The following is a 23,274-nucleotide window of genomic DNA, read 5'->3' on the forward strand; positions in this document are numbered from 1 at the left end:
AAGCTACCTGGCTGGCCTCTACTTACGTGCCTCGATGATCTGGATCAGAGACCTCACGCAGGCCACCTCTTGATCACAACACGATACGCGCCCTAGCACCGTGGAGGGCCTCAGCGGGAGCGCGAGACCGACGTGCGGCTCGTGCGCCCACCCGGCACTTGGGCCGTCCCAGGGCCATGGCCGCGTGCCTGTCTCAGGAGCCTGGCCATTTCCTCTTCCTTGGCGTGGCCATGTTCCCGGCGAGTGAAGGCCTCCAGCAGGAGGCGGCCCATCACCGTCCTCCGGTGCGGGTCGAGCGGGTGGCGTAGCCGGTGAGCAGTGCGCTCAGGATGTCGGTCAGCCTGGGTTCGACGTCCACGATGGAGTGGGATAGTTCGGGGTCGGTCTCGTAGAAGGCACGCAGTTGTGTGCCGGGGGCGGCCATTTGCCACAGCGCTCCGGCCATCGAGGTGGCGGTCGTCACGACGGCCCGCGCCTGGTTCGCGTCGAGCGGGGTGAGCGCGCAGAGCGTGTCGGCGATGGAATCGCCCTCGGCGAAGGCGCCCTTCTTGAACGTCCGGACGGTGTCGGTGGAGACATTGCGCTCCAGGTTCAGGGGGGTGTGCGCCAGCAGGTCGCAGAACAGCGGCCGCGCCACCAGCGTCCCGGCTAGCGTGGCGGAGATCGAGCGGGCGGTTTCCTCCCACTTCTTGGTCTCGGCGTCGGGACAGGGGGCAATCGCATCGAGCCGGCTGCGCACCTCGACCGACCAGTCGTGCCAGGCGGTGCCGGCCAAACGCAGGAAGATGTCCTCGCGCGTCTCGAAGTAGCGCAGCATCGCGGACTTGTGCATGGCGACCTCGTCGGCGATGGCGGTCACGGTCACCTCCCGCACTCCCTTCGCCGTGGCGAGGCGTGCCGCCGCGGCGAGGATCTCGGCCTCCCGGGCGGCCTTGGCCTCGGGGCTGCGGGCTCGCAGGAAATCAGCTCTGGTCATGGCTCTCATCATAACGAAACTAGGTTGCGGTAACGCCGCAACGGCGTTGCGATAGCAAGTAATGACACGCAGAGTTACCGAAACCGAGTTGCATTAATAATGCAACCGTGTTTCGGTAGAAGTGTGAGTACACACACCCACACCTGGTTCATCACCGGCTCCTCACGCGGCTTCGGCCGCAACCTCGCGATCGCCGCCCTTGAGGCCGGCGACAACGTCGTCGCCACCGCGTGCAAGCCCGAGCAGCTCCACGACCTCGTTGGGCAGTACGGTGATCGCGGTCTGCCCGTCGCCCTCGACGTCACCGACAGACCGGCCGCCGTGGCCGGCCTCCAGGCGGCAGTCGACCGGTTCGGCAGGATCGATGTGGTCGTCAACAACGCCGGGTACGCCAACGCCTCGGCGATCGAGACCACGCCCGAGGACGACTTCCGCCGCCAGTTCGACACCAACTTCTGGGGCGTCTACAACGTCTCGACCGCGGCACTGCCGGTCCTGCGCGCCCAAGGAGGCGGCACGATCGTGCAGTTCTCCTCCATCGGCGGCCGCGTCGGCGGCACCCCCGGTCTCGGTTCCTACCAGGCCGCGAAGTTCGCCGTGGACGGCTTCACCCGCGTCCTGGCGGCCGAGACCGCACCGTTCGGCATCGGGTACCTGGTCGTCGAGCCGGGCGGGTTCGCCACGGACTGGGCCGGAGCCTCGATGCAGATCCGGGACGTCACACCCGAGTACGACGCGACGGTCGGCGAGATGGCGCGACGGTTCAGCGGCGCCACCGCCCCGGGCGACCCGAAGCGGGCCGGCGAGATCCTCGTCCGCGTCGTCAAGCACCCCACCCCGCCCACCCACCTGATCATCGGCGCCGGAGCCGTGCAGATGGCACAGGACTACTCCCGCCGCCAGCTGGACGAGGCGGCCACCTGGGAAGCGGTGAGCCGGTCTGCCGACTTCGACCAGGACCCGGTCGAACTCCCCACCCGCGGGCAAGAATCGAAGTCCCGGTCATGACCCAGTTCACCGGCAAGGTAGCGCTCGTCACGGGCGCCGGAAGCGGCGTGGGCGCGGCGACGGCTCGGCTGCTGGCCGCCCGCGGCGCTGCGGTCACGCTCGTAGGTCGGCGCGTCGAGAAGCTCGACGAGGTCGCCACGCAGATCAAGGCGTCTGGCGGCCAGGCCCTCGCCGTCGCCGGGGTGATGAGACTCTTTGAAATTCCCCACCCCGTGCTCAGGGTCTCCCCAGACCTGCTCACCTCGGCTCCCCACACCCGCACCGTGCTGAGGAGCCCCTATCTCGGGTGGTTCACACCGGGCAGCATCGCAGCGTTTCAGGGACGCCTGTCCGTCTCCAGGGCATCGGGGGCGGTCTCAAGAGTGCGGCGAAACAGTGTTCCCACGGCCAGAAGGGCAGCGAGCCGGCAGGCGCTGAGCGCAAATGCCTGCCGGTGTCCAAGGCTCTCCGTGATGGCTCCGCCCACCGCATTACCCAGCGCGCCGCCCACCAGCCAGACGCTCACCATCAGGGTGTACGACCTGGTCAGCGCGGCCCGGGAAGCCAGTGTGTCCAACAGCGCCGAGGAAGCGATGGCGGACGGGCCACCGCACATACCTACCAGGAACGGAGCCGGGAACAGCAGTGCAGGGCTGCTCGCGGCCCACGCTGCCATGCCGACCGCCAAAGACCAACCTGCCAGGGCCGCAAGCAGCAGGCGGGCCGGTGACCAGCGCCACGGACGGGCTCCGAAAACCAGCCCTGTGATGTTTCCCCCGGCCGACATCATCGCGATCAGAACTCCGCTGTCCGCAGCGGTGCCCAGTGACAGAGCGGTGGCAGGTACAGCGACGGCGACAATACCGGCTGAATGTCCCGCCCCTGCCGCGATCATCAGCAAGACGGCCAGACCACCGTTCTTACGGACGCCGTCATACCGGGCGAAGGTCCGCAGGGGGCTCCAGTTCCGGGAAGCCCTCGTTGTGGAGAAGAGCAACCCCGCGCCACCGGCAAGGAAGCCCCCCCCATCACCACGATCGCACCCGGTCCCGCCAATACCAGCAGCAGCGACGTGATCAGCGGCCCGGGCGTGTCTCACACTCCTCAACTCCCGTTGATCGGTCGTGGCGTTAGCAGTTGATGAGGCCCGTGTCGCGGGCCTACCGTCCCGGCGCGTGTTGGTGCACTTCTTCTCTGCCGAGGGCTGGCAGTCCTGGGGGCTTGGTGGCGAGCCGTTGATTCCCGAGCGAATGCCGGTGCTGTTCGACGACGACTTCGTATTCGAGGACGAGGACGGCCCGCGGGCGACGCGGGCGACGCGGGCGGTGAACGCCTGGCTGCGCACGCTGCCATCGAGCGGGGCTCCGTCGCCGAACTCGTGGCGGGCGTACGCGCTGGCGGCCCGGGACTGGCTGGTGCATCTGCGGCGGCACCGTGTCGCAGTGTTCGGTGCACGGCAGGATCTGGTGGCCGCGCTCGGTACGTACGCGGACCGTCGGCTGTCGGGGCCGTTGGACGAGCGGCTGGAGTCCTCGTCGTGGGAGCTGCAGCGAGACCAGATCGAGCGGCGCATCCGCGCGGCCATCGACAGGCTGCTGACTGGGCAGATCCCGCCCGGCGGCGCCTGCGACGTCAAGACGCTCGCCCGCGAGGCGGGTATCTCCCGCAGGTCCCTCCACCGGACCTCGGGCCACCTCAAGGACGAATTCGAAAAGCGGCGGCCAACCGCCTGGGCGGCGGGCCAGCAGCCCGATCCTCGCGAGGCCCGCATCACCCGGTTGCGCGAACTCAATCAGCGGCTCACCAGCAAACTCGCCCACACTCACACGGAATTCAACGAGCTCAAGGAACGGAACCGGCTCCTTCTGTCCGTCCTGGCCGCCAAGGACGACGAGCTCCAGCGGCTCCGCCGCCAGCTTGATTAAGGTGACACGGTGGGCAGCTTGCGGGGCTCGATGCGCTCCTCCACCGCCCTGTCACCCTCGCGCATGACCAAGTAGGCACCCTTCCCCGGAACCTCTGCCACCGCTTCAACCAGTTCCGTTCCCCGGTAGACCAGACCGACTCCGTCATCTGTGCAGTGAGCCGTTGGCAGGTTCCCGTCCGCGACAAGCTGATGGATCAGCGGACGCCGACCCGCGTCCGAGTCATAATGCACGCCATTGCCATAGGGCAGGAATGAAAGAGCGTTCGTGATCGGGCGCAGCTCCGGTCCGAACGAATCGGTCGCGCCCCCCTGGAACCAGCAGATCGACCCCGCACTGACCCCACTGAGCACGACGCCGGCCTTCCAGGCTCGGCGCATGATGCGGTCCAGGCCGTGGACTCTCCACACCGCCAGCAGATTGGCTACCGATCCACCCATGACCCAGACGACGTCTTGATCGAGCACCGCACCTTCGACATCCTCCATGTTGGGCATGGGGAACAGGTGAAGCGGCGTCAAGTCGAACCCGGCTACCCGTGCGGCCTCGCTCATGCGGGTCGTGAAGTGCTCGGCATCTCCGATCGCGGTGCCGACATACATGATGCGTGGCCGGCGGCCGTGGACTCCCGAGAGATCAACCGCGTGATGCACTAAGGAATCAAACGTCACCCTGGTGCGCCCTCCGGCGCGGTGTCCCCCAGAGGTCGCGAGAATGGTCGGTTCCGATGCCGTCATGGTCATGATCATATCGGCGGCATACTCCGATCAGTCAGCGCGCCCGGTGCGTCATGCAACCGCCCACCTCTGTCACCCGCACGAATTCACTTCGGGCCAAAAAGCCGTACTCGCCAAGCGAGACACGTCATCAGTGCTCCGCCTGAGCACGGCGCACGTAACTCCTTCCAGTAGTGAGACACCGACGAGGGTGGACACGACCTTCGCCGTGTTAACTCCAGTAATCCCCGAGGGCGCTCGCTGCGCGGGTCAGGCCGAGCAGGGCGGCGAGGGTGGCGGGACGATGCATGCTGGAGTTCTCCTGATCTCGATACGGGTGGAAGGGGAGCGGGCGGTCGGCTCTTTGCCGGTGGTGCGGTCACCCGGTGGTCCCGCCCCCGGCCTGTGCGGCCGAGGCGGGATCCGTTCACGCGGCCGGGTGGTGCGTGGCTGGGGGAGCGGTGTAGCTGCTCGGGTCAGCGGGGGTGCCGTCGTGGCACTCCAGGCAGCAGCCGATCGTCTTGAGCGGTACTGGTGAAGAGGCATCGTTTGAGATGTGCGCTGTTCCGGCGGTTCAGAAGCTATGTTGCAACCGCTGATCTGTGTCCTGTGACTGGTGGCAGAGCCGCGCAACTGAGTGTCGGTCCAGGGACGTGTTCGGGCATGAGTGGGACGGCTCATGAGATGAGGAACGGGCTCCGTCGGCAATGCCGCAGTGAAACCACTTCCACCAGCCGTCCCATGAAGCCAGCTTTGAGGCGGCCTCCTGGTTGGCGCCGTCGGGTTAGCGTCTTGGCATGACTGCAGAGAGCACTTCCGTGCTGGTCGACATCCGGAAGTACGACGGCAGCCTGAGCGCACAGTGGACTGCCATCCGGCTCGGTGAGGACGAGCACGGCGTGTGGCTGGGCACGGCACAGGGCGTCTCCGTCAGTTCGGCCACGGGCGGCTGGACAACCCGGTTCGCGTACGTGATGTTGGTCCCGCGCGGTGAGTGGTGGACAGCCACGTTCTGTGCGGACCCGGGCCCCGAGATGTACTGCGACGTGTGCACGGTGCCCGAGTGGAACACGGACGGGACCGTCCTGCGCGCGGTGGACCTCGATCTCGATGTCGTGCGGCCTCATGGCGGCGAGGCCTGTGTTGAGGACGAGGATGAGTTTGCCGAACACCAAGTGCGCTACGGCTACCCCGATGGCGTCATCGGCAAGGCCCGACAGACCTGCGAGTGGTTGATGGAGGCGGGCCGTCGCGGTGGTGATGGCGTCGAACCCTTCGCCTCGGCGTACCGCCACTGGCTCGGCCTGATCGGGTAGGTGGTGCCGGTATGCACCGCCTCTTACTGGTGAAGAGGTGTTGTTCCGACCGTGCGCTAGCTAGGACGTCGGAGAGTATCCGACCAAGGTGGGCCGCCGATCGCCCGACGACCTACGCCGTTGGCGCCGTTTCAGGGGTGCGGTGGCGCCAGGACTGGCCTCCAGGCCTCCTGGAAGGGCGGAGATCCGCACGAAGGCCCGATGAGCGCGATTGGCTGATGATGCCACCAGCCAGTCGCCGACGGGCGCCCGACCAATCCTCGCCCACCTATGGGCGCAGGTTGGCCAGCGCCTGCGGAGTCAGGTGTCGGGCGAGTACGGCAAGGGCATCGGTGACTTCCTGAATCCGTTTCGGCCAGTCGGCGCCGAGCGCCTTGGCAAGTGCGTCGTCGATCGTGGTTGCCCGGACCTGCGCCACTCGGTCCGAGAGGTCGGGGGACTGTCGGACCAGGAGGCGGCGACGGTCCGCGGGGTCGGGTGCTGTCGTGACCGCGCCCGTCTCCTTGAGGCGAGCGACGGCGGTGGATACCTGACTCTGCGGCAGGCCGGTGCGTGCGGCGATCTCGCCGACGGCACTGTCCGGATGGGCGGCAATGTCGCTTACCGCGATCAGCACGGACCGGACGGTACCGGGGTGGCGCCCGCTACCGCCCTCCGGCTCCGGCATGGCCTCTTCGCCGATCTTCATCAGGGTTCGCCCCAACAGGAACAGCTCAACTCCATTCATGCCACCACGATACATCCAACTCGATACATCTATCTTGATGTATCGAGTTCGATTGAATATTGTCATGGTGGGCCCCGGAGGTTCCGGGGCCGGGCGAAGGGGTGGATCCCGTGCGGAAATGGCACGCAAACCCGTGGGCTGTCCTGGTGACGCTCTCCCTCGGGTTCTTCATGACCCTGCTGGATCTGACGATCGTGAACATCGCGATCCCGGAGATGATCGACGGGCTCGGTGCCTCGCTCGACCAGACGCTCTGGGTGGTCAGCGGCTACGCACTGGTCTTGGCGGTGCTGCTGATCACCGCCGGCCGCCTCGGTGACCTGTTCGGGCCGCGCAATCTCTTCGCCGCGGGGCTGGTGATCTTCACCCTGGCCAGCGTCGCGTGCGGGATGGCCCCGGACCCCGCCCTGCTGATCGCCGCCCGCGCTGTCCAGGGGCTGGGCGCCGCCCTGCTCGTGCCCCAGACGATGACCCTGATCGTCTCGGTCTTCCCAGCCCAGCGGCGTGGTGCCGCCATGGGGATCTGGGGCATGGTCGCCGGTCTTGCCACCCTGTCCGGCCCCACCCTGGGCGGCATCCTGGTCTCCACGGTCGGCTGGCGCTGGATCTTCCTGGTGAACGTGCCCATCGGCCTGGCCGCGCTCGCCCTCACCTTCCTGGTCGTCCCCGACATCCGGCACGGCCGCAAGCACCGCTTCGACGTGATGGGCGTACTGATCGCCACAGCGGCGCTGTTCTGTCTGGCCTTTGGCCTCCAGGAGGGCGAGCGCTACCACTGGGGCCCCGGTATCTGGGCGCTGCTGGCCGCTGGAGCCATGCTCGTCGCGGGCTTCCTGCTGAACCAGCGCGGCAAGCAGGACCAGGAGCCGCTGGTGCCGTTCGCGCTCTTCCGTGACCGCAATTTCACCGTCATGACCGTGCTGGTCGCCCTGGTGGCGATGGCCATGATCGGACTGGTGCTGCCGTTCAACCTCTATCTGCAGTCGGTACTGCACATGAGCGCGATCAAGGCCGGAATGGTGCTTGCCCCGTCCTCGCTGGTGTCGATGGCCGTCGGGCCGTTCGCGGGACGGCTCTCGGACCGGATCGGCGGCAAATACCTGTTGATGGCCGGACTGACGCTGTACGCAACCGGGATGCTGGCGATCGTGCTGATCGCGGGGGTGGCCACCCCCTGGTACTCGTTCATCCCGGCGACCGTGGTCACGGGCCTGGGAATCGGCTGCGTGGTCGCTCCGATGTCCACCGAGGCAATGCGGAATGTCGAGCCCCGGCTGGCCGGCGCCGCTTCGGGCGTGAACAACACGATCCGTCAGATCGGTTCCGTCATCGGCGCGGCGACGGCCGGTGCTCTGCTGCAGGGCCGGCTGGCTGCCGAGCTGGCCACTGGCAAGACGTACGCGGACGCGTTCATCACCACGATGCACGTCACCGCGATCCTCCCGATCGCCGTGGTCCTGGCCGGAGCACTCGCCTGCCTGCTGGTACGCAACCACACCAGGGCCAAGCCCGCAGGCCTCGTACCGGCTGCGGTCACCCGGGAGACGACGCCCGGTCGCTGACCGAATGGCCCGCTGCCGGGCCGCCCGCCCTACCGGGTGGCGGCCCGGCAGCGCTTCGTCGGACAACGCGTGCGCTGACAGCAAGGACGCCCGGAGTCATTGCAGCTGACTCCGGGGCCCCGGGAGCTCCGACCGAACTGCTCGCGCAGCTGCGCGCCGACCGCCGCGCCGCGCGGTGGGTCCCGGCCTCAGAGCAGGAGTGGCCGGCCGCGTTGGAGGAGTCCCGCCGGACGTTCTCCCTCGCCGGGCTGTACGAGGTCGTCCAGGTCTGCCAGGCCCGCCCCGGCGGTCGACGCGTTCGTCGACTCCGGCCATGAGCGAGAGCGGGTTCGTGGATCTGGAGGAGCTCTGGAGTGGGAACTCGTGAGCGGTCAACCGTCCGCGATCCGGCTGTCGCCGGTCGCGGACGGTCGCGGTGCCCAGCTGGACGATCCAGGTTCCGCTGCCGGGTGGGGTCGCCCGGGAGAGCAGTTTGAGTTCTTCGGACGTTCATGGCTGGCGACCAGTGTGTGGTGAGCTGCGACTAGTGCACCCCGCCAAGATCAATGGACGAGCGTGGCGGGACCATGAGAGGTGAGCGCTCACCGTCAGATGACGGGCAGATCGGGCGGGAGCTGAGAGGCTTTCTGAGGGGGCCGATGGGTACGTCGGGGCGTGGAGCAGGGAACGGGGCCGGGCCGGGTGCTCGGCGGGCGGTATCGACTCGAGGGCCAGCTGGGGTCCGGGGGTACGGGCAGGTCCGGATGGCGATCGACGAGTCCCTGCACGTCCGGATAGCCGCCGAGGCGCTGGGGGAGGTGGATTCGGTGGATTCGGCACGAGTGCGGCGGCTGGCGCTCGCGGCCGCGCGTCTGCAGGGCCATCCAAACCTCGTCCCGGTGTACGACGTCGTGGAGACGCGCGGTGTGGTGTGGTGCATCAGGGCGCTCGTGCCCTGCCCGTCTCTCGCCGACCCCTACCTGCATGGCCCGTGGCCTGCCGAGATGGTCTGGGAATTCGCGAAGGCGCTGCTGGACGCGCTTGCGGCGATGCGCGAGGTCGGGATCGTTCACGGGGATGTTCGGCCCGCCAATGTCCTTCAGAACAAGGAGCGTTGGGTTCCGCTGCCCGGCATCCGCGCCAGGGAGCGGAGGGACGATGACACCATCGATGACGGGACATGGCTGACAGGCTCGGCGAACTACGTCGCCCCTGAACTGCTGTTCGGTGCGCGCCCGGCGCCGAGCGGCGACCTGTTCTCGGTGGGGGCGACGCTCTGCCACCTCCTCGCGGGGAGCCCGCCGTTCCAACGGCACAGCATCGCGGAGACCTTGTCGGCCGTAGCACAGGAGGACTTGCCGCCCCTGAGTCGCGTCGGTGAGCTCGCGCTGCGCCCGGCCCCCGTCACCCATTCGGCTCAGTGTCGTTGGTGGTGATGTCGAGCGTCGTCTGGGGCCTGGGGTGGGTTGTGACATCGATTGAACGAACCGCGTATCCGCGGTTCAAGCGGCTGATCACCGCGCATGAGCTGCATCTGTTCTTCTCGCCGAGCCGCGATGAGCTGGAGTGGGCGGCCGATTCCACGGACTGCGATGAGCATCTGCTGGCGCTGCTGCTGATGCTGAAGTCGTACCGGCGTATGGGGTGTTTCCCGGCGTTGGAGGATGTCCCGGAGATGGTGGTGGACTTCGTGCGGCGGGCGGTGGAGCTGCCGGAGGGCACGCTGCCGGTGTACCGGGCGGAGCGGACCGCCAAGCACCACCGTGGTCTGGTCCGCAAGCAGGCCGGCGTGACTTACGACCAAGCCAAGGCCCGTGGGATCGTTGAGCAGTCGATCCGCAAGGAAGCCGCTGCGAAGAACCGCCCGGCGGACCTGATCAACATCGCGCTGGAGAAGGTGGTGGAGGCCGGGCTGGAGCTGCCGGGGTTCTCCACCTTCGACAAGATGGCCTCGAAGATCCGCACCGAGGTGAACTCCTCGATCCGTACGGGCATCCACGACCGCATGAGTGGCGCTCAGCGGGCGGGGCTCATGCAGCTGCTGGAGGAGCGCGACAGCGACGGGACGACGCTGTTCAACCGGCTGAAGAAGCCCGCGCAGGGCCCGACCTGGTCGCACTTCAAGAACCTGACCAAGCGTCTGGAATGGCTGGACGGTCTCGGCGACACTGATGTGTGGATGGACGGTGTCGCCGCGGGGAAGATCACAGACTTCGCCGGGGAGGCGGACGCGGCGGATGCTTCGGAGCTGCGGGACTTCGTCCCCGTCAAACGCATCGCGCTGGTCGCGGCCCTGACACACTAGGCGCGTATGCGGGTGCGGGACGACCTGGCGACGATGTTCTGCAAGCGCGTGGCGACGAAGATCAAGAAGGCCAAGGCGGAGCTGGAGGAGATCCGGCTCGCCGAGCGGGAGATCGTCGAGGCCCTGATCGGGAACTACCGCACCGTGCTCAAGCACATCGACGAGGGCGGCCCGGCCCAGGAGGCGTTGGAGAAGGCCGCTGCCATGACCGCCGAGGCCCGCCAGGCACTGGAGGGCCTGGACGAGGAGGCGTCGGTGGACGAGGTCGCGAAGCGGCTGGAGGGCAGGGTCTCCCCGGCAGTCCTCGCCCTAATGAAGGCCCAGATGGTGCAGGCCGGCGGGTTCGGCGCGGTCACGCAGGCCGTGGAGGGCTTCGGCGGGTTCGCCAAGCAGTACGAGCAGATCGAGAAGGTCTCCGCCCACCATGGCAACTTCTGGGAAGTGCTGCTGTACGGGCAGATCGGCCGGGACCGGGCGGTGATGTTCGACCTGGCCGGTGCCGAGCAGCTGGAGTTCACCGCGACCAGCGAGGACAGCCGGGTGCTGGACGCGCTCGCGCACGCCCAGCGTCACCAGGCGGCCCGCGGCGAGTACATCACCGCCTTCAATGAGGAGGGCAAGGAGGTCGACATCTCCTTCGCCACCCAGAACTGGCGCAAGGCCGTTCTCGACAAGACCCGGACCAGGCAGTTCGTCCGTAAGCACTTCGAGGCGATGGTCTTCACCGCGCTGGCGGAGGAGTTGTGTACCGGCGACGTGGCCGTGGTCGGCTCGGAGGAGTACGCCGACTGGTCCGAGCAGCTGCTGGCCTGGGAGGCCGTTCAGGAGACGCTGGGGTCCTACCTGGTGGAGGTCGGCCTGTGCGAGCCGGGCGAGAGTGCCGAGTTCGACGCGAAGTTCTTCCGCCGGCAGCTGGAGAACAAGCTGCGCAACGCTGCCGCGGCGGCGGACGCCGGGTACCCGGAGAACGAGGGCCTGGTCATCGATCCGGAGACGGGCATCCCCTCCCTGAAGGCGTTCCGGGCTGACGGTCGGCGGCCCTCGGCGAAACGGCTGGAACAGGAGATCAAGGCGAGGATGCCGGAGCGGTCACTGATGGGGATCGTGGCCCGGACTGCGTACTGGGTTGAGTGGTGGCGCTGTTTCGGCCCGCCGTCGGGCAACGAGCCCAAGCTCACTGACCCCTTGGGTCGCTACGTGATCGTCACGTTCGTCAAGGGCACCAACATGGGCCCGTACGAGGCCGCCCGGCACATCCCCGGCGTGAGCGGGCACGAGCTGTCGTACGTCGCCAACAAGCACTTCTCGATCGTGCTGCTGAACGAGGCGATCGCCGACCTGGTGAACGCGCACGCCCGCCTGGACATCTCGCAGGCGTGGGGAGATGGGACCGCCGTGGCGGCGGACGGCACCCACATGGACACCTATCTCGACAACCTGCTGTCCGAGACGAGCGTCAGGTACGGCAAGCCGGGCGGCATCGCCTACCACCACGTCTCGGACACTTACATCGCGCTGTTCACGCACTTCATCCCGTGCGGCGTGTGGGAGGCCGTCTACATCATCGAGGGCCTGCTGAAGAACACCAGCGAGGTGCAGCCGACCACCGTGCACGCGGATACCCAAGGCCAGAGCTTCCCTGTTTTTGCGCTCGCCCACCTGCTGGGCTTCGACTTGATGCCCAGGATCAGGAATTGGAAGGAACTGACCTTCTACCGGCCCTCAAAGCAGACGGAGTACATGCACATCGACGCCCTGTTCGGCGAACCGGGTAAGCACGTCATCGACTTCGACCTGATCGAGTCCCAGTTCCGCCACCTGATGCGGGTGGCCGTCTCCGTACGCGAGGGCACGATCTCCTCATCCACGCTGCTCAAGCGGCTGCGCTCCGGGTCGCGCAAGAACGCCACCTACGCCGCCTTCCGCGAGGTCGGCCGCGTGATCCGCACCGTCCAGCTGCTCCGCTACCTCACCGACGCGCCGCTTCGCCGGCGGGTGACCGCGGCAACCAACAAGGTCGAGTCGTTCAACCGGTTCTCCCAGTGGATCGGCTTCGGCAACCGCGGCGTCATCGCCGACAACGACCCCATCGAGCAGGAGAAAGCGATGAAGTTCAACGCCCTGTTCACGAACGCGGTGACCTTCCACAACGCCCTGGACATCGCGGAGATCGTGCGGCAGCTGCTGGAGGAGCGAAGGGAGATCGACCCGGAGGACCTGGCGCACATCTCGCCGTAGCTGACCGAGCACATCAACCGGTTCGGCGAGTACAGCACCCACGAACTCGGCATCCAGCCCGAGGCGTACGACCCGAAACTCGACGTCGACTTCACACCGCTGCGCGAGCAGGACCTGATCGCCGCCGGTCTCGGCCAGGCCGCCTGAACCGTGAGGTGAACTAGCTGGTGACGCCCTTCACGGGAGCGGGCCGGTATACGCCAGAATCCTGCCGCGAGGGTCAGCCTCCAGCACCGTAGCCTGGGCAGGTGATCCGACAGCGCTGCCGTGGGAACGGGGTTTGTGACGGTTCTTGTGAGCCCTCGCTGTATTTCAGAGGGACACCCGCGCTGTTCTGCCAGCGGCAGAACACCGGCCGGACCGGGCTCGACGATCACTACAGTCCAGTCTCATGACGAAGATTACGACGCGTACGGTCGAGTACCCGGCCGACGGTTTGACGATGATCGGGCACCTTGCGCTCCCGGCCGGTGTCGACCGCCGGCCCGCGGTGCTGCTCGGACCAGAGGGCATGGGGCTCAGCGACGTCGAGCGCCGCCGGGCCGATGCTCTCGCCGAGCTGGGATATGTAGCGCTGGCCTTCGACCTTCACGGCGGGCGCTATTTGGGTGACCCCGAGGAGATGCTGGCCCGTTGCATGCCACTGCTCGCTGATCCCGACCGGATGCGGGGCATCGGCCATGCGGCGCTCGACGTGTTGCGCACCGAACCGCGGACCGACCCCGACCGGATCGCCGCCGTCGGCTACGGCACCGGGGGCGCCGTCGGGCTGGAACTCGGGCGCGACGGCGTCAGCCTGCGCGCGATCGGGACAGTCAACGCAACGACCACGGGCCGACCGGGCGAGGCGGCACGCATTCGCTGCCCGGTGTGGGCCGGGGTCGGGTCGGAAGACCCGATCATGCCGCCCGCGCAACGGGACGCGTTCACCGCTGAGATGCAGGCCGCGGGCGTCGACTGGCGCCTCACGGTCTACGGCGGCGCCTTGCACGCCTTCCACCACCCGCTGGTCGACCACCCCGTGGTCCCCGGCGTCGGCTACCACCCACGGCACGCGCAGCGAGCCTGGCGCGACGTCGTCGACCTGCTCGCCGAGTGCCTGCCCGTGACGGAGGATCTGGGGGCATGACCCAGGTAAGCATGCTGGCGCCGGGCCTGGTCGGCGTCGGGCACTGACAGTCCCCTCCCCTCAAGTCCGCACAGCAGAACCGCATTCGGGCGGATGCTCGATCGCGGAGACGCGTTCGCAACTGCCGCAGTAAATGCCGGATTTACTGCGGCGGAGCCCCTGCCGTGATCATCGCGACCTGCGGCGGGCCATTCCGGCAGTCGGGGCGAGGTGTACGCATTTACTGCGGCAGGGCAGGGCAGGGCAGGGCAGGGCAGGGCAGGCATGGCGATCGAACCAGTGACCGACATCGGGAGTGGGGGCGCGTTGCGGTTGCCGCGCGCCCGCGTCATCCCCCTGTCCGCCCCGCCCGCCTCGTACACCGCGGCGGTCGAGCGGTACCTCACCGGTGCGGGCATCGCGAAGTCCTCCGCGCGGATCTACCGGATCTCGCTGACGACGTGGGGGTGGATGCTCGCCGGCGAACCGGCGCCGACCGGACCCGCCCGCCGGGGCGCGAAGCCGCCCGCCGTCCCCGTCGCCGCGATCGACGACCCGGTGCTGCCGGAGGTGTTGGCCGAGCTGGCGGCGGCGCGGGCGGACGAGATGGACGCCGACACCGTCAACCGGGAGCTGTCCATCGCACGCAAGGCGATCGGCTGGTGGCAGCGCCAGGGCTGGATCAGCTCCGATCCGACGATCGGGATCGAGCGGCGGCCAGCCCCGCCGGACCGCACCAAGGCCCTGGCCGAGAACCAGATCGCCGCCCTGTGGCGGCTGGACGTGGCCCTGCGGGAGAAGACGCAGTGGAAGATGCTCTACGAGTCCGCCGCACGGGCCGACGAGGCCCTGGAGTCCTAGCTCGGACCCCAGGGAGCAAGTGACCGGTCAGTAGGTTCTTCTGGTCACTCGCCGAGGGTGTTGACGCGGTTCTCGTACTCGCGGCGGGCCTTGCGCTGGGCCGGGACCGCCGCGGTGCCGTTGAGGGTCTGGCAGCGGTTGAGGAGTTGGCGGTGGATCGTGGGCACGGCGGTGACGCGGAGGGTGTAGCCCATGCCGCGGCGTACGGCCTGGCCGTGGTCGAGCGAAGTCCGCTCGGCGTCGTCCAGCTCGGCGGCGCGGAGGAAGTCCGCGACCTTGCCGGGCATATCGAGGGTGACGGCCCCGAGGTCCTAGCTCAGACACCAGCCGCAAAGTAGCTCCGTGGTCAGTGGCTGAGGATGTTGACGCGGTTCTCGTACTCGCGCCGGGCCTTGCGCTGGGCCGGGATCGCGGCGGAGCTGTCGAGTGCCTGGCAGTGAGCGAGGAGTTGGCGGTGGACCGCAGGGGTGGCGCTGACGCGCAGGGTGTAGCCCTGGCCGCGTCGTACGGGCACACCCTTCTCCAGCGCGGTCCGCTCGGCGGGCTCCAGTTCAGCAGCGCGCAGGAAGTCGGCGACCTTGCCGGGCATATCGAGGGTGATGGACAGCTCCGGGGACCGGACGGGTTCGTCGGCGGCGACGTGCTCGGGCAGGAGGTCGGCGACGGCGGTGCGGATGGCGCCGCGGCTGACGCTGTGCTCGCGGGCCAGGGCAGCGATGGACTGGCCCTTCAGGTACGCGGTGCGTGCGTCGGCGACGGTGTCGCCCGCGAGGGCGGGGCGGCGTCCGCCCTTGTTGCCCTTGGCCTCGGCGGCCCGTAGTCCGTCGTAGGTCAGCTCGCGCTGGAGGTCGCGCTGGAGTTCGCCGGCGGCGGCGAGGGGCTGCACCATGAACTTCACGGTGGACAGCAGCTCGCCGGTGCGCGGGTGGCGGGCGGTGAGGTCCATGCTGGAGAAGGCGCCGTCGTGGATGCGCAGGGCGAGGCGGTCGCGGTGCAGGACATCGAGCACGTCGAGGATGTGCCCAGTGCCGCGTACGAGACGGAACATCTCGGAGATGTGCACGGTGTCGCCCGGCCGCGCGTAGTCGAGCAGCTTGCCGAACTTCGGCCGCTGGAGCGGGTGGAGGCGGCTGGAGGTGCCGGCCTCTTCCTCGAAGACGACCGGGTCCTCAATCCCGGCCTCGGCCAGGACGAGGTTCTGCCGGGCGGTCGACTGCTGGTCGGTCGAGACCCGCTTGTAGACCAGGTTCGCCACCGAGGGCCCCCTTCCATACGGAGGATTGGACCCTATCTGTCGGCAAACCCTGTCATCAATCACGATCGGATCTGATTGGATGCGCGCCGCCGCGAACCCCCGGATTACACGGGTTCATTGGACGCGTCAGCCGCCTGTCGTCAAACGATCGTTTGCCGACAGAGAGGGCGGCCGGGGCGAGAGTGCGGCTATTCGGGCAGCGGTCTGTCCTGGACGACGTTCTTCATGACCCGGTGGAAGTCAGGCGTTGGACGCCGGGGAGTCGGACGAGCTGCTGGTCGTAGAGCTGCTGTGCTGATCCGAGCCCTCAGCCCGAACCGGCGACCAGCGCCTCGCCGAGCGGGGTGCGCCGGTAGAGCACCGACCGTCCGGTCCGGGCGCGGACGAGCAGCCCCGCGCCTCGCAGGATGGCGAGGTGGTCTCCTACCGCGCCGGGTGCCATGGCGAGGCTTCGGGCGAGGTGGCTGGTACTGGCCGGGGCGTCCAGCGCCAACAGCAGCCGGGCTCGGGCCCGGCCGACCAGAGCGGTCAGCGTGTCCGGTTGGGGGACGGTTTCCTGTTCACCCCACAGGGCGGCGGTGCCGCGGGCACGATAGACCAAGGTCCTGGGCCAGGGGTCTTCCAGGTGGGCTGCGATATGCCCGACAAAGACCGAAGGGATCAGCAGGAGCCCGTCGCCGGTGAGGCGGACTGTTCCGCCTCGGAAGAAGTCGATCTCGATACCGCCTGCGTGCCAGGCGATGCCCGGGTGCAGGCTCTCGATGGTCGTGGCCCATCCGTGTTCGCCGATCACACCCACCCGGTGCACGACATCGCGCTCACAGATCGCGCGCAGTTGCGGCCAGTCCGCGGCGAGCAGCTCGTGCCATGCCTGGTCCATCGCCTCGGCGATCCTGGAGACGGCGTCCGGCGAGTCCAGCACCGCGCGTACGCGGGGATCGCGGGCGGACGGGCCGGTCGCGGTGGTGGCGGATTCGCGGCGGGCCGCTTCCAGCGGCGTGGCCCTGATCATGGCCAGGTCGTCCGCCCAGGTCTGGTTGAGACCGCGCGGGGGCGGGGCGACGAAGTTCGGTCCGCCGTGCGGGGCCTGCAGAGCGAGGGCGGCGTCCAGTTCGGTCTCGCGGCGCAGCCGTTCAAAGGCCGGCAGGAGCCGGGCGGCCCAAGCTCGCGGCAGCGGCTGGCCCTGGCCGATGAGCGAGCGCAGCAGCAAGCAGAGGTCCAGCGCGGGCGACAGCGCGAACCGGCTGCGCAGCAGGTCCTCGACGGAGACTTCGAAGCGCAGCACTCTGCCATGCTACCGCGGGACGTTGTTCCGATTCGTCCAGCGACGAATCATTGGTGAGTGGCGTGGGCGCACGGCGAGGCTGGGCGTCATGACCCCAACCGCCGAGCCCGCACAGGGCAACCACCGTGCCACCTACCGGGAGGTGCTGGCCGAGCCGCGATTCCGGCTGCTCTTCTCAACCCGCGCCGTCGCGATCACTGCGGACGCGCTGCGGATCACCACGTTCACGGTTCTGGTCTTCTCGGCCACCGGCTCCCCGCTGCTGAGCGCAGTGGCCTTCGGCATCGGCTTCATCCCGCAGCTGTTCGGCTCGCTGTTGCTGGGCTCACTGGCCGACCGACTGCCGCCCCGCGCGCTCATTACCGGCGGCTACGCCTTGACGTGCGCCGCCGCCCTGCTGCTCGCCCTGGTGCGGATGCCGATCGCGGCAAGCCTCGGTGTCGTGGCGCTGGTCTCCCTCGCCACACCGGTGTTTCACGGCGCGTCGAGTCGGCTGGTCGCGCAGTCGCTGGAGGGCGACGCCTATGTACTGGGCCGGTCACTGAACAACATCGCTGGCTCCGGCGCGCAATTGTTCGGCCTGGCGCTGGGAGGTGCGGTCGTCGCGGCACTCGGCCCACGCCTGGCGCTCGCGGTCAGCGCCGTCCTTTACCTCGGCTGCGCGCTTGCTATCCGCATCCGGCTACCCCGGCTGCAGCCGGGAGAGTTCGGCGGCACACCCGGCAGCGCTGGGGGCGATAGCGGGGCCGTCCGTGCAAGCCTGCATGGTGCAGGCCTGCTGCTGCGCGGACGCACAGTGCGACGACTGATGCTGGCCCAGTGGCTACCGCCCGCGTTCGTAGCGGGCGCGGAAGGCCTCATCGTCGCCTACGCGGGAGAACGCCACTTCGCGCCCGGCTGGTACGCGGTGCTGATGGGCTGTCTGCCGGTTGGCATGCTTGTCGGTGACCTGCTGGTGGGTCGACTGCTACGGCCACGCGCCCGGGAGCGACTGGTAGTCCCGTTGATTGCGCTGGCGGGGCTGCCGCTGATCGGCTTTGCTGCCGAGCCCGGAGTGGGCGTCTCGTCCTGTCTGCTGCTGCTCTGCGGCTTCGGATACGCCTACGGTCTCGGCCTGCAACGGCCGTTCCTGGACGCCCTGCCGCAGGATGGCCAAGGCCAGGCCTTCGGCTTGCTCGGCTCCGGCAGCATGACGCTACAGGGCGTCGGGCCGGTTTGCTTGGGCTCGGTGGCCGCAGGCATTGGAACAGGCGGCGCAATCGCCCTGGCAGGCGGCGCGGTGGCGCTTACCGCCGGCTGGATTCTCACCTGGCACCCGTCCACCTCCCCGGTCCCCGTCCCGAACTACTCAACGGGATCAGAGAACAGCACCGAACAGCATGCGTGTAGTCCTCCTGCGCAGTAACCGTCGCAGGTCGGGTCAACCGCGAGCCGTCACGCACCCCACCCCCACCCCCACGTCTCTCTGACAGACAGTCACTCCCGGTAGCTCATGCGGAGGCCGCCGAACTGCGGGGCCGGCACAGTGGTGGGCAGCCCCAAGTCGAGGCGCTTGTCCATGTCGAGGCGGAAGGTGCCGTACGGATTGACGTTCGACCAGAACAGCGCGGTCAGCCCGCGCCGGTCCTCGTCGCTCAGCTTCTTCGCCCAGGCCGGTTCGGCCAGGACCTGCTGCACGAGCAGGGTGTTCACGTGCACGAGCGGGGACTGGAGCAGGTGCAGGGCGAGCATCGACGTCTCGGCGTGCTCCTTGTCCGGGCCGGTCAGGGCGCCGTCCTTGCCGTAGTGGAGCACGGTGTTCGCGCTGTTCCAGTTCTCCACGACCTGGAGCCCGCCGCCGGGGTGGCCATGCGGGAGGATCTGGACGGGACGGTGTGATGGCGCCCGACGACAATGACAGCCATGGGATCGAGGTCCATCTCGACCGCATGCTCAGCGAGCGCGGCATGACCCTCGCGGAGCTCGCCTCCCGGGTCGGCGTGACCAACGTGAACCTGTCCATCCTGAAGAATGGCCGGGCCCGCGCGATCCGCTTCACCACGCTGACCCGCATCTGCGAGGTCCTCGACTGCCAGCCAGGCGACCTGCTGACGTACCGAGGCGCCGAAAACCAGCGGCGCAGGTAGACAACGCCCACCGGCCGCTGTCGGAGGCGGGCCCGGCCGACGGCGTGGTCTGCTCCATGTACCGCCGAGAATCCCAAAGATCCAATGGGTCTCTGCATCGGTTTACAGCACTCGGCGTACGTCCCAGTCGTACCAGGTCCAGTAGTCGGCCGTGGGTGTGGTTTCCACGGTTTTGCCGGGCCGGGGTGCGTGGATCATGGTGCCATTTCCGGCGTAGAGGCCGACGTGGCCCCAGTTTCCGTAGTTGTTGATGACGATGAGGTCGCCGGGCTGAATCTCGGAGCGGGGGACTCGGGTTCCGGAGTGCCGCATCTGCTGGGAGGTGCGGGGGAGTGTGATCCCTGCGCCTTGGTAGAAGGCGTAGAGCATGAGGCCGGAGCAGTCGTAGCAGCCCTTGGTGGGGCCCGTGGTGCTGCCGTCGCCCCAGACGTAGGGGGTACCCCGCTGCGCCAGTGCTGCGTTGACGACGGCGCCAGCCGGTCGCCGTACCCGTGCTGTTCCCGGCGGCGGGGAGCCGGTCCCTCGGGGGGCAACGGGTGCGGATAGAAGATCTCCGGCGGCGGATTGGAGAGCGGCCTTCTCTGCGTGGTGACGGGGCGCGGCGCGCGGGGTGGCGGGTGGCGGAGCGACCTGGGCGGCACGAGGCTGCCGTGTGACGGCGGGGCGCGGTGCACGGGGTGCCGGGGGAGTGGTGTTGGTGGCGCGTGGCTGCCGGACGCGGTGGAGCTGTTGCTGGAGCCTGGCCTGGGCTGCGCTGGTGGGCGGGTGCGCGACGCGTGGAGGCGCGGGCGGCGACGGGCCGCAGGCGAGACCGGTGCCGGGTGCGGAGCGCGGGCCGGGGGTGCGTCGGGGGCGGGCCGGGTAGCTGGTGCCGGTGTGCGGCGGGCAGCGGCCTCGGACGATCCGGCCGAGGGAGCGTACGTTGTGCCGGTATTCCCCGGCGAACTGCTGGGCGGGCTGGACGTAACTCCGGTTGAGAGCCTGGGCGCCGCTCTGCAGGTTCGACGGTGGCGTCCAGGGGTGCACTGGCGAGTTCGTCAGGCTTGGCAATGCCACGGCGGGCCAGCATCCAGCGTTGCCGGGTGGATTCGGCACCGTCGAACTCGAACACGGCGGGCATGCGGGCTGCGGCCCAGTCGTAGAAACGCTCGCCCTTCGCGCCGCTTCCTGCGGACAGCCGCTGCCAGGCTTCTGGTGGGGCCCCTGGCCGATGAGGTGGTCGATGCGCGGGCCGTGGATCTGCTGGGACTTGGTTACGGCGACGACGTAAGACAGCTGATGGTCTTCGAGGAAGTGGCGGAAGTGGGAGTCCTGGCCATAGGCGGAGTCCGCGGTGACCCAGTCGATGGGCAGGGGCGAGGCGAGGGCCCACAGGATGATGGCCCGCGCCGGTTCGCCCTTGGTGGCGAAGACGCGGTCGTCTGGGACACGGGCGGCTCGACAGCGTTTGCGGTCCTCGGCCCAGGACTTGGGCAGGTAGAGCTCGCTGTCGACCAGGGTGTGGCCGCGGCCAGTTGCGTAGGCGGCGAAGACCCCGATCTGGCAATTCTCGGTGCGGCCTGCGGTGCCGGAATACTGGCGTTGGACGCCGGCGGAGGTGGTGCCCTTCGTCACGAAGCCTGTGTCGCCGATGATCAGCAATCAGCACTCCGTTGTCCGCGCCGAGGTGCTCGGCGACGCAGGCGTGCAGGTTATCGCGGACCTCGTCGGCCTCCCAGCGGCTTCGGGCCAGCAGGTGTTGCAGCCCGTCGGGGGTGGCATGGCCGGCCTATTCGGCGAGCTGCCAGCCGTTCTCGCGGCGCACCGGACCAAGGAGCCCACGGACCTAGTCCCGCATCCGGCGCCGGGATTCCACGCGGGCGAAACGCCCCCGATCCGTAAGAGCAGTTCGCCAAGTCCCTCTTCCCGCAGGTCCGTTGGTGCATCACTCATGCGAGCGGGCTGCCCGGGACGTTGCCACTACAAGCAGCGCGGCCACACGTTCGTGGGACGACCCCCGCAAAGACCGCCCCGCCCCCGTCCCAGCCCGCTACACTCTCCACGCCCAAGCCGTTGACCAGCGCTGATGAAGAAGCCCGGCGGGAGTACCACTGCGTCACGAGTGGTAGAGCACCCGCACGACCATCGTGTCGCCGGGCAGTCCGTCCAGGCAGGCGTTGAACATCCGCTCGTAGTCGGGGCCGCCGCCCTCCACCCACCGCCCGTCGCGGGTGAGCAGGGCGGGGGTGGGCAGCGCGGCGGCCGCATGGCGGGTCACGTAGGTCCCCAGGTCCTCGTCGAGGTGGAGGGCGGGGTCGGAGGTGATCTGTTCCTCCAGGGTGGGGTCGGCCTCGATCGCCTGGATCAGGGGCTGTTCACGGAAGGCGGCGATGGCCGCCTCCCTGGCGTGCTCCGGCTCCAGGTTCCTGGCCCGCTCGGCGAAGTGGTGGAAAGGCAGCGCGGGCGGGTAGCGGTCGGCGAGGGCGCGGTACGCCGTCCAGGTGTTGGCCGCCCGGCGGGCCTCGGCGGTGCGGGGCGTGTCGAGGTCGAGGATGCCGCGCGGGCCGCCGTGGCAGCGGGACGGCGGCAGGACCTCGGGGAGTTCGGTCCAGTCGTCGTATCGCACGAGCCGGGGGTCGTCCTCGTGGCCGGGCAGTACGTCGAAGAGACAGCCCGCCCCGGAGACGAACCAGTAGCTCCACTCGCCCACCCAGTCCGGGTGAGGGCGGTCCTCACGGTCATACCAGAAGGGGGCCATGGCCTGCCCGATCGCCTGCTTCAACCCGTCGGGGCCGACGGGCGGCAGGCAGACGGTGATGCGCTGTTTGCCCATGGTGTCCCTTCCTGTGGTGCGGTCTGTGCTGGGTGCACAGTCGGACGGCGCGCGTGGTGCGGTGCGCGATCCACCTTGGCAGGCCGTGCCGGTCGGATGGCCGAAAGGGGCCCGCAGGAGACGAGTGGGCTCGTCCGTCGGCGTGGGCTCGGGCGCGGGGTCCTCGTCACCGAGGTTCTGTCCTGCGGTGTTCCCGCCGAGCGTCACGCAACCGTCCTTGTCCGCACGCGATGGCGTGGTCCCACCGGCGTCGACGCCACCGAGCACGCCCAGGGTGCGTTTCGAAAGTGCTGGTCACAGCAACTCGTTGATGGCTGCGACCAGCACGTCGCCTCGTACCGGACGGCGAGCTTGTCGTATCTCGTGGCGACCGTGCGGCGGCGCTTGAGACGATTGATTCCGCACTCCACCGCGTGGCGCTCTTTGTAGTCGGCCTTGTCGAACTTCGGCGGCCGGCCACTGTGGGAGCCGCGTTTCTTGCGGTTGGCGATCTGGTCGTGCTTCTCCGGGATCGTGCAGCGGATACCGCGCTTGCGCAGGTAGGTGCGGTTCGCGCGGGAGCCGTACGCCTTGTCCGCACGAACCTTGTCCGGCGGGTGCGCGGGCGGCCCGGCCGAGCCTGGGCACCCTGATGCGGCCCAGGGCCACCTGGAACTGCGGGGAAGTCACCGCGCTGCCCGGCCGTGATCACCAGTGACATCGGCTTCTGAGCCTGCTCGACCGCCAGGTGGAGCTTGGTCGTCAGCCCGCCCCGGAAGCGTCCGAGCCCATGGTCGTCGGGCTCGGTGAAGACACCACCTGGTGGCTCGACCTGCAGATCCCCATTTTTGCGGGCACCCGCCGCATGCTGGTGGGCACGGGCGACAGTCGAGTCCACCGAGACGTCCCAGGTGATCAGTCCCTCGGCGTCGGCCCGGGCTTGCAGTTGCTCGAAGATGCGATGCCAGGTGCCGTCCCGCTGCCAACGCCGGAAATCGTAGTGGCCGTCACGCCGCCCATTATCTGCGGGTTGGGCCTGGATCCGAGCTGGGTCCGGCTGCCTCGTTCACGCTGCGCGCAATTCGCCGTCGGCAGAAGTACCTGGACACTCGCCAGC

The 23,274-nt window shown here is 68.7% G+C and carries 22 protein-coding genes and 3 pseudogenes; 13 read left to right on the forward strand and 12 right to left on the reverse strand.

Annotated features, from left to right (window positions below):
* Positions 1 to 271: 271 nt before the first annotated feature.
* On the reverse strand, positions 272 to 976 hold the full coding sequence (locus tag ACFVYE_RS27705; protein WP_389607558.1) for a TetR family transcriptional regulator: 705 nt from the start codon (positions 974 to 976) through the stop codon (positions 272 to 274).
* Positions 977 to 1,099: 123 nt separating this feature from the next.
* On the opposite strand from ACFVYE_RS27705, the gene ACFVYE_RS27710 reads away from it, so the two are divergent.
* A complete protein-coding gene (locus ACFVYE_RS27710) occupies positions 1,100 to 1,984 on the forward strand; it encodes an SDR family NAD(P)-dependent oxidoreductase (protein ID WP_389607559.1) in 885 nt (294 codons plus the stop codon).
* Positions 1,981 to 2,151: pseudogene (locus tag ACFVYE_RS27715) on the forward strand (SDR family NAD(P)-dependent oxidoreductase); the annotation flags it as partial. The gene ACFVYE_RS27710 and the pseudogene ACFVYE_RS27715, both read left to right, overlap by 4 nt.
* A gap of 149 nt (positions 2,152 to 2,300) precedes the next feature.
* Here the strand turns inward: ACFVYE_RS27715 and ACFVYE_RS27720 are convergent.
* A complete protein-coding gene (locus ACFVYE_RS27720; RefSeq protein WP_389607560.1) occupies positions 2,301 to 2,858 on the reverse strand; it encodes an MFS transporter in 558 nt (185 codons plus the stop codon).
* Positions 2,859 to 3,138: 280 nt separating this feature from the next.
* Between ACFVYE_RS27720 and ACFVYE_RS27725 the strand changes: the two genes are divergently transcribed.
* The gene (locus ACFVYE_RS27725) at positions 3,139 to 3,888 is read left to right on the forward strand and encodes a hypothetical protein (RefSeq protein ID WP_389607561.1); all 750 of its coding nucleotides are present in this window, start codon (positions 3,139 to 3,141) and stop codon (positions 3,886 to 3,888) included.
* Here the strand turns inward: ACFVYE_RS27725 and ACFVYE_RS27730 are convergent.
* The gene (locus ACFVYE_RS27730; protein WP_389607562.1) at positions 3,885 to 4,625 is read right to left on the reverse strand and encodes a Type 1 glutamine amidotransferase-like domain-containing protein; all 741 of its coding nucleotides are present in this window, start codon (positions 4,623 to 4,625) and stop codon (positions 3,885 to 3,887) included. The two genes, ACFVYE_RS27725 and ACFVYE_RS27730, sit on opposite strands and share 4 nt — an antisense overlap.
* Before the next feature lie 776 nt (positions 4,626 to 5,401).
* Here ACFVYE_RS27730 and ACFVYE_RS27735 point away from each other — a divergent pair.
* Positions 5,402 to 5,920 carry a DUF402 domain-containing protein gene (locus tag ACFVYE_RS27735; protein WP_389607563.1) on the forward strand — a complete coding sequence of 173 codons (519 nt, stop codon included), beginning with the start codon at positions 5,402 to 5,404 and terminating at the stop codon, positions 5,918 to 5,920.
* A 268-nt stretch (positions 5,921 to 6,188) separates the two neighbouring features.
* Here ACFVYE_RS27735 and ACFVYE_RS27740 read toward each other — a convergent pair whose 3' ends face one another.
* Entirely contained in the window at positions 6,189 to 6,647 is a 459-nt protein-coding gene (locus ACFVYE_RS27740; RefSeq protein WP_389607564.1) for a MarR family transcriptional regulator, read from the reverse strand.
* A gap of 146 nt (positions 6,648 to 6,793) precedes the next feature.
* Here ACFVYE_RS27740 and ACFVYE_RS27745 point away from each other — a divergent pair, with 146 nt between their 5' ends.
* The 7 genes and pseudogenes from ACFVYE_RS27745 (at position 6,794) to ACFVYE_RS27775 (ending at position 14,700) form a co-directional block, all read left to right on the forward strand.
* A complete protein-coding gene (locus tag ACFVYE_RS27745) occupies positions 6,794 to 8,209 on the forward strand; it encodes a DHA2 family efflux MFS transporter permease subunit (protein WP_389607565.1) in 1,416 nt (471 codons plus the stop codon).
* A 74-nt stretch (positions 8,210 to 8,283) separates the two neighbouring features.
* Positions 8,284 to 8,576 (forward strand): annotated as a pseudogene (locus ACFVYE_RS27750) (hypothetical protein).
* Positions 8,577 to 8,847: 271 nt separating this feature from the next.
* Positions 8,848 to 9,624, forward strand: coding sequence for a protein kinase (locus ACFVYE_RS27755; protein ID WP_389607566.1), 777 nt, complete (start codon positions 8,848 to 8,850; stop codon positions 9,622 to 9,624).
* 32 nt (positions 9,625 to 9,656) lie between these two features.
* On the forward strand, positions 9,657 to 10,493 hold the full coding sequence (locus ACFVYE_RS27760) for a DUF4158 domain-containing protein (RefSeq protein ID WP_389607567.1): 837 nt from the start codon (positions 9,657 to 9,659) through the stop codon (positions 10,491 to 10,493).
* Positions 10,494 to 10,499: 6 nt separating this feature from the next.
* Positions 10,500 to 12,731 carry a transposase gene (locus tag ACFVYE_RS27765; RefSeq protein ID WP_389607568.1) on the forward strand — a complete coding sequence of 744 codons (2,232 nt, stop codon included), beginning with the start codon at positions 10,500 to 10,502 and terminating at the stop codon, positions 12,729 to 12,731.
* A 391-nt stretch (positions 12,732 to 13,122) separates the two neighbouring features.
* On the forward strand, positions 13,123 to 13,860 hold the full coding sequence (locus ACFVYE_RS27770) for a dienelactone hydrolase family protein (RefSeq protein WP_389607569.1): 738 nt from the start codon (positions 13,123 to 13,125) through the stop codon (positions 13,858 to 13,860).
* Positions 13,861 to 14,124: 264 nt separating this feature from the next.
* The gene (locus ACFVYE_RS27775) at positions 14,125 to 14,700 is read left to right on the forward strand and encodes a hypothetical protein (protein ID WP_389607570.1); all 576 of its coding nucleotides are present in this window, start codon (positions 14,125 to 14,127) and stop codon (positions 14,698 to 14,700) included.
* 44 nt (positions 14,701 to 14,744) lie between these two features.
* Here ACFVYE_RS27775 and ACFVYE_RS27780 read toward each other — a convergent pair whose 3' ends face one another.
* The 4 genes and pseudogenes from ACFVYE_RS27780 to ACFVYE_RS27795 all read right to left on the reverse strand — a co-directional run bounded on the left by ACFVYE_RS27780 (position 14,745) and on the right by ACFVYE_RS27795 (position 17,240).
* Positions 14,745 to 14,987, reverse strand: coding sequence for a hypothetical protein (locus tag ACFVYE_RS27780; protein WP_389607571.1), 243 nt, complete (start codon positions 14,985 to 14,987; stop codon positions 14,745 to 14,747).
* Between the two features lie 59 nt (positions 14,988 to 15,046).
* Positions 15,047 to 15,955, reverse strand: coding sequence for a recombinase family protein (locus ACFVYE_RS27785; protein ID WP_389607572.1), 909 nt, complete (start codon positions 15,953 to 15,955; stop codon positions 15,047 to 15,049).
* Positions 15,956 to 16,143: 188 nt separating this feature from the next.
* Positions 16,144 to 16,259: pseudogene (locus ACFVYE_RS27790) on the reverse strand (Lrp/AsnC family transcriptional regulator); the annotation flags it as partial.
* Between the two features lie 3 nt (positions 16,260 to 16,262).
* Positions 16,263 to 17,240: a winged helix-turn-helix domain-containing protein gene (locus tag ACFVYE_RS27795; RefSeq protein ID WP_389607573.1), complete on the reverse strand. Its 978-nt coding sequence runs from the start codon at positions 17,238 to 17,240 to the stop codon at positions 16,263 to 16,265.
* 88 nt (positions 17,241 to 17,328) lie between these two features.
* Here ACFVYE_RS27795 and ACFVYE_RS27800 point away from each other — a divergent pair, with 88 nt between their 5' ends.
* Positions 17,329 to 18,645: an MFS transporter gene (locus ACFVYE_RS27800; RefSeq protein ID WP_383966034.1), complete on the forward strand. Its 1,317-nt coding sequence runs from the start codon at positions 17,329 to 17,331 to the stop codon at positions 18,643 to 18,645.
* Between the two features lie 71 nt (positions 18,646 to 18,716).
* Here the strand turns inward: ACFVYE_RS27800 and ACFVYE_RS27805 are convergent, their stop codons facing one another.
* A complete protein-coding gene (locus tag ACFVYE_RS27805) occupies positions 18,717 to 19,061 on the reverse strand; it encodes a Tn3 family transposase (protein WP_383966037.1) in 345 nt (114 codons plus the stop codon).
* A 56-nt stretch (positions 19,062 to 19,117) separates the two neighbouring features.
* Here ACFVYE_RS27805 and ACFVYE_RS27810 point away from each other — a divergent pair, with 56 nt between their 5' ends.
* Complete coding sequence (locus tag ACFVYE_RS27810) at positions 19,118 to 19,366, forward strand: helix-turn-helix domain-containing protein (RefSeq protein WP_383966040.1); 249 nt, start codon at positions 19,118 to 19,120, stop codon at positions 19,364 to 19,366.
* A 102-nt stretch (positions 19,367 to 19,468) separates the two neighbouring features.
* Here ACFVYE_RS27810 and ACFVYE_RS27815 read toward each other — a convergent pair whose 3' ends face one another.
* The 3 genes from ACFVYE_RS27815 to ACFVYE_RS27825 form a co-directional block, all read right to left on the reverse strand.
* The gene (locus ACFVYE_RS27815) at positions 19,469 to 21,007 is read right to left on the reverse strand and encodes a transposase (RefSeq protein ID WP_389607574.1); all 1,539 of its coding nucleotides are present in this window, start codon (positions 21,005 to 21,007) and stop codon (positions 19,469 to 19,471) included.
* Positions 21,008 to 21,461: 454 nt separating this feature from the next.
* Positions 21,462 to 22,178, reverse strand: coding sequence for a hypothetical protein (locus ACFVYE_RS27820; protein ID WP_389607575.1), 717 nt, complete (start codon positions 22,176 to 22,178; stop codon positions 21,462 to 21,464).
* A gap of 203 nt (positions 22,179 to 22,381) precedes the next feature.
* A complete protein-coding gene (locus ACFVYE_RS27825) occupies positions 22,382 to 22,717 on the reverse strand; it encodes a hypothetical protein (protein WP_383966085.1) in 336 nt (111 codons plus the stop codon).
* Between the last annotated feature and the right edge of the window lie 557 nt (positions 22,718 to 23,274).

Origin of the sequence: Streptomyces sp. NPDC058239 (assembly GCF_042882185.1) — a bacterium.
Classification (GTDB): Bacteria; Actinomycetota; Actinomycetes; order Streptomycetales; family Streptomycetaceae; genus Streptomyces.